The sequence below is a fragment of the Pelatocladus sp. genome (assembly GCF_059505505.1).
Window position 1 is genome coordinate 7,736 of the sequence record NZ_JCACKS010000057.1, and the last position, 5,148, is coordinate 12,883.

Annotated in this window: 4 protein-coding genes and 1 pseudogene; 1 reads left to right on the forward strand and 4 read right to left on the reverse strand. The window is 36.5% G+C overall.

Going from position 1 to position 5,148, the window contains the following annotated elements:
- Positions 1-337, reverse strand: a pseudogene (locus AC5JMK_RS05795) (peptidase); the annotation flags it as partial.
- A 561-nt stretch (positions 338-898) separates the two neighbouring features.
- Here AC5JMK_RS05795 and AC5JMK_RS05800 point away from each other — a divergent pair.
- Positions 899-2,971 (forward strand): WD40 repeat domain-containing serine/threonine-protein kinase, encoded by a 2,073-nt coding sequence (locus AC5JMK_RS05800; protein WP_096675213.1) that lies wholly within the window; start codon positions 899-901, stop codon positions 2,969-2,971.
- Positions 2,972-3,368: 397 nt separating this feature from the next.
- Here the strand turns inward: AC5JMK_RS05800 and AC5JMK_RS05805 are convergent, their stop codons facing one another.
- The 3 genes from AC5JMK_RS05805 to AC5JMK_RS05815 all read right to left on the reverse strand — a co-directional run.
- Positions 3,369-3,848, reverse strand: coding sequence for a hypothetical protein (locus AC5JMK_RS05805; protein WP_495909623.1), 480 nt, complete (start codon positions 3,846-3,848; stop codon positions 3,369-3,371).
- Between the two features lie 143 nt (positions 3,849-3,991).
- Positions 3,992-4,876, reverse strand: a complete 885-nt coding sequence (locus AC5JMK_RS05810) for a hypothetical protein (RefSeq protein ID WP_495909624.1) — start codon at positions 4,874-4,876, stop codon at positions 3,992-3,994.
- Between the two features lies 1 nt (position 4,877).
- Positions 4,878-5,148 (reverse strand): hypothetical protein (locus AC5JMK_RS05815; protein ID WP_495909625.1); only part of this gene is annotated, 271 nt, incomplete at its 5' end.

Sequence of the window (5,148 nt, forward strand, 5' to 3'; positions counted from 1 at the left end):
TTGGAGTAGAACCAGTACCAGAAGGTTGAGGTTTTGGAGTAGGTGTAGGAGTTGGAGATGGTGCGGGTGTCGAAGGGATGGGAGATTCTATCGGTTGATTAGTTTGAGCGGCTGGAGATGGTTGCGTAACAGGAATTTGCTCGATCGCCTGTTGGACTGCTTCTGGTTGTCTCTCATCTGGTGTTTTAGCAATTGTGAATTCTTCCGACTGTTTAGGAATTTCCAACGCAGCTATAGGCAAAGCATAATTTGTGATTAACAAACTACTACTCAAAGAAATAATTACGGCTAAATCAAATTTATTCCAAAAATTTTTGTTATTTTTTACTACGAACATGTCACTCCTCATAATTCTGATACATGGATAATATATGAAATACGAAAAAAATAGTTTTAAAAATTCTAAATCTACCTGAAAAATCATCTTGATTGTGATGGAAATTCCAGTAAAAATAAGTTTAGTTGTTTTTAACTTATGGCATATTTTATAAATTAGATGTTTATTGTAGTAAAAGGTTACTTTTATATTACTTTAGATAGTTGTTTTTATTAAAAGTTTGATATATTCACTACTGAAAAAATATTTTATCTGCTTTGCGTAGTATTTACTGAATATAAGTATTATTCATGCTTTTTTGATTTATAACTGTACAAGTCTGTTAAAAAATGTTGTTTCCGTGCTTATTTGGTAATATATAAAATGTGAACATAGATGTACTAATACCAGCGTCTGTACTACTGGCAACCACGATTATAGAAAAATATCCTATACTTTAATTTTAAATTGCTTAGTTACCAGTAGATTGATTCTGGAGTCAGAAAGTTTATTTTGGCAAATTAATAGCAAAATGATACGTCATGAATTAATATATACTCAAGCTGCAAATTTCTTGCTAGTATGATTTGCTGCCTGAATCCTGATTGCCAACATCCTTTAAATCCTGATGATAGCCAATATTGTCAGAATTGTGGAACCCCACTAGTACCTCTGCTTAGAGGTCACTATCGTGTTATTGACAGATTGTCTGTAGAAGGTGGATTTAGTATCACCTATCTAGCGGAAGATATCGACAAACTAAATGTTAAATGCGTTGTTAAGCAACTCGCCCCAAAAGTCAAAGACACAGGGGCATTAAAAAAAGCTGTCCAGCTTTTTGAACAGGAAGCCCAAAGGCTAGAAGAGTTGGGAGAACATCCACAAATTCCCCACCTGCTAGCTTACTTTGAGCAAGATAACTATTTATATTTAGTACAACAATATATAGATGGACAAAATTTATTAAAAGAATTGCAGGAGCAAGGTAGATTTAGTGAGAGGAAAATTCGAGAACTTTTATTAGATTTATTGCCAGTTCTGAAATTTATTCATGACCATGGTGTAGTTCACCGAGATATCAAACCTCAAAACATTATTCGTCGTAAAACTTTGCATCCTTCTAGAGAAAGAGATTCAAAAGGAGAGCTAGTATTAATTGATTTTGGAGCCTCAAAGCTGCTGACAACAACAGTACAGCCGAAGATGGGAACAACTATTGGTTCACATGGGTATACTCCTGTTGAACAAATGCAGGATGGAGAAGCTTATCCAGCTAGTGATTTATTTAGTTTGGGCGCCACTTGTTTTTATCTGCTAACTGGAACTTCTCCATCAAAATTGTGGATGCAACAAGGCTATGGTTGGGTGTCATCTTGGTGGCAATATTTTAGTACTCCTAGTAGAGGTGGACTCGCCCTTTCAATGGAATTAGGTAGGGTTTTGGACAAGCTGCTAAAGATAGAGATTCAAGAACGCTATCAATCAGCCGATGATGTAATTAGAGATTTATCACGTCAACCATCACCATTACCAGAACTTGATGAAACTGTACTGTCAGGTTCGTCAAAAAGTAGAGGCGGATTTTTTGCACAATCAACTCAAAAGCTTAAAAATAAATTATTCATTAATGCTGTAATTGTCATATTGGCATTAGTAGGAGTTTGGTATTTTCAGTCTCGCCCACAGGTAACTCAGTCTGCTGATCCTGAACCACCGCAAGAGACTGTGACTGTAACTCAAAAATCTGACGAGCCTAGCACTTTAAAAGGACATGCTAGCGATGTTAATTCTGTCGCTTTTGACTTTGATGGACAAAAGCTGGCTAGTGGTAGTGACGACAAAACTATTAAAATTTGGGATTTAGTAACTCAAAAAGAAATTCAGACTTTGCGGGGACATTCTCAATGGGTTTGGAGTGTCGTCTTTAGTCCCGATGGACGAACTCTTGCGAGTGCAAGTGCAGACGAAACAGTTAAATTATGGGATTTAGCAACCGGAAGCGACATTTTCACTCTCAAGGGACACAAAGCAGGTGTCACTTCTGTAGCTTTTAGTCCTGATGGACAAACTCTTGCTAGTGCTAGTTTAGATAAGACGATCAAACTGTGGAATGTCAAAACCGGAAAAGAAATTTGCACTCTTGTTGGACATTCTGGGGCGATCGCTTCTGTAGCTTTTAGTCCCGATGGACAAACTGTTGCTAGCGGTAGCTGGGATAAAACTATTAAACTGTGGAATGTCAATACTGCCAAGAATATCCGTACCTTAAAAGGACATTCTGATTTGATTGTTTCTGTAGCTTTTAGTCCCGATGGTGCTAGCCTAGCTAGTGGCAGTAAAGACAAAACTATTAAACTGTGGAATCTGGCAACGGGAAAAGCTACTCTGACTTTAAAAGCCCATACTGATAAAGTTAATTCCGTTGCTTTTATATCTAATACTGCTAACAATAAATCTTTAGATTCAATCAGTCTTGTCAGTGGTAGTAGTGACAATACGATTAAACTGTGGAATCTGAAAACAGGAAAAGCAATTCGTACTCTCAAAAAAGATTCTGGTTATATCTATTCTATTGCTATTAGCCCAGATGGGCAGACTCTTGCTAGTGGGGGTAGTGCGGAGAATATTATTAAGATTTGGCAAGTGCAGGATTAATTTTGGGGATTGGGGAGACAAGGGGGATAAAGCATTTCGTTTAAGATCAAAAACATTTGATTCTAGTGGAGAGCAGGTATTTTAGCAAGTATTCCCTTGTTATCTTGAAGTAAATCAAGTTTTGGCGTAAATCAAGTTTTTGAGTTTGAAATTAGCTTCACAAGTCATAAAACAGATTTTTAACTCAAAAATCCGAATTAAATCTTGCAAATCTCTTATTTTCATCAAATTTAAGTAGAATGTGTTCCAATACTGCTTCGAGAAGATAAATCTATTGACATTTAAACCCTGTAGAGACGTTGCACTGCAACGTCTCTACATGACAAAATTCTGACGAAAAATCATTAACCGAGCAGTATTGATATTTCACCTAGTATTTTTTTAGTTTTTAATAAACTTATCTTTTTTTGACAGGTAATTGGACTGGTTGTGTAATATTAGAATTGCATGATTTCAAGTTGACAGATACAATCCCAATAGACGCTATTACGCTCACGCAAGCAATAGCAAAAGCTGTTGCTATTAAAGGCATAGGGTCTTTACTTGAACTATGTTCGGCAACAGATTGTTGCACTGGTTCGATAACAGATGTTGGTGTCTGCTCAATTGAGGTTTTTGGTGCAATAGCTAAAATGTTTTCAACATAGTCTAGAGCAAGCGTTAATGAATGTACATCAATATTGCGCCATGTTGTTTGACAAATTGATTTGTGAGTAATGCAAGCTTCGTATTCACCAGAACCAGGGTCAGGATAAAATTTCAGGTAATAATCATTTGGTAGCTTCACTCTGGGAGTCTTGAAAAGTTGTAACTCTTTAGGATCTACTGTAAAGTTACGACTTTGGAGTAAGCTAACAATCTCATCTATTGTAATCATGGGTTGAGCTTACTTGCTTTTAGGAACACAGTTAATATAAATATCTAGCGACTCATAAGCTGTTCAGCATTTAAATCGAGCGAGCAATCTCGACACAGTAAGCAGTATAGCTCTCAAAAATCCTAGTTTAAATGCACATCAGCTTAGAGATAATTTCTCCTATACTTTTCGACTATATGAGAGTCTTGGGTAACATTAAACAACTCGTAAATAATTTTCTCAGTAGCGTCTCCTTGGGCTTTTAGTCTTCCTATATCTTGCTTAATTTTATTAAAAGATTCTGATTTTTCACTATCAACTTTTTTCTTAATATCATTCCGCCACTCTTCATTAGTGTTAGACAGATAATCTGTGATCAAGGGTTCAATTATTGCAAACTCATGAGGTTCAAAAATATTCTTGGATTCGTCTTTTACTGGTCTTGTCCCACTGGTTGCTCTGAAAGTAGGGCTTATTACATTTCTGAATTTAATCACTACCCAATTAAGAACAAAATATACCTCTAACTTATACGTACGCTCTAACCAAGTTCTTAGGTTTATTTTGCCAGATTTGTCTACAATTTCATTCCAGTACTCGTTGGTAATCTGGATAGCTGCTTTTCTCCATTCAGGGATGAGAAACGCGGTTTTACCTAAGATCACCAGGTCTTTTTCTAATATCTCTGTCATTCGACCAGCTAACAACTCAGCTAACTCTCCAAATTCTGTAGAGTCATTAGGATTAGAAATATCATCACACTCCAAGTAGAAATCGAGCATGGAATCTGCACTAACTAAATGAAACCCATCATATTCAGTGGTTTCAATTTTAATTTGCTGCAATTTCTCACGGGTAACTTCTTGAGGATTTCTACTATCATTTGATAATTCTAGTAGGATACTAACAATATCCTCTAAAACTAGCCTTCCATTTTTTCCATTTTTATTACAGTAAGCTCGAAATCTTAAGCCTTTATACGAGTACTCGCGACTAGTAAAGTCCACTCTTTTTCTCCAATGCACCTGCAAAATCACTGATACTTGCATACTACCACTTTCTCAACGAAGTCTCAGCAAGTACTCGTGTACTGAGATAATTCCAAATGTTCAAAAAATCGGGAGCATCCCAATTTTTCAAACTTACCTGGCGACTAGAAGTCGCGGAGATTTTAAACATTTGGGATGCTCTCCCTGCATTATTAATGTATCGACCTGCATTATTAATGTATCGACCTGCATTGCGAATGTATCGACCTGCATTGTTAATGTATCGACCTGCATTGCGAATGTATCGACCTGCATTGCGAATGTATCGACCT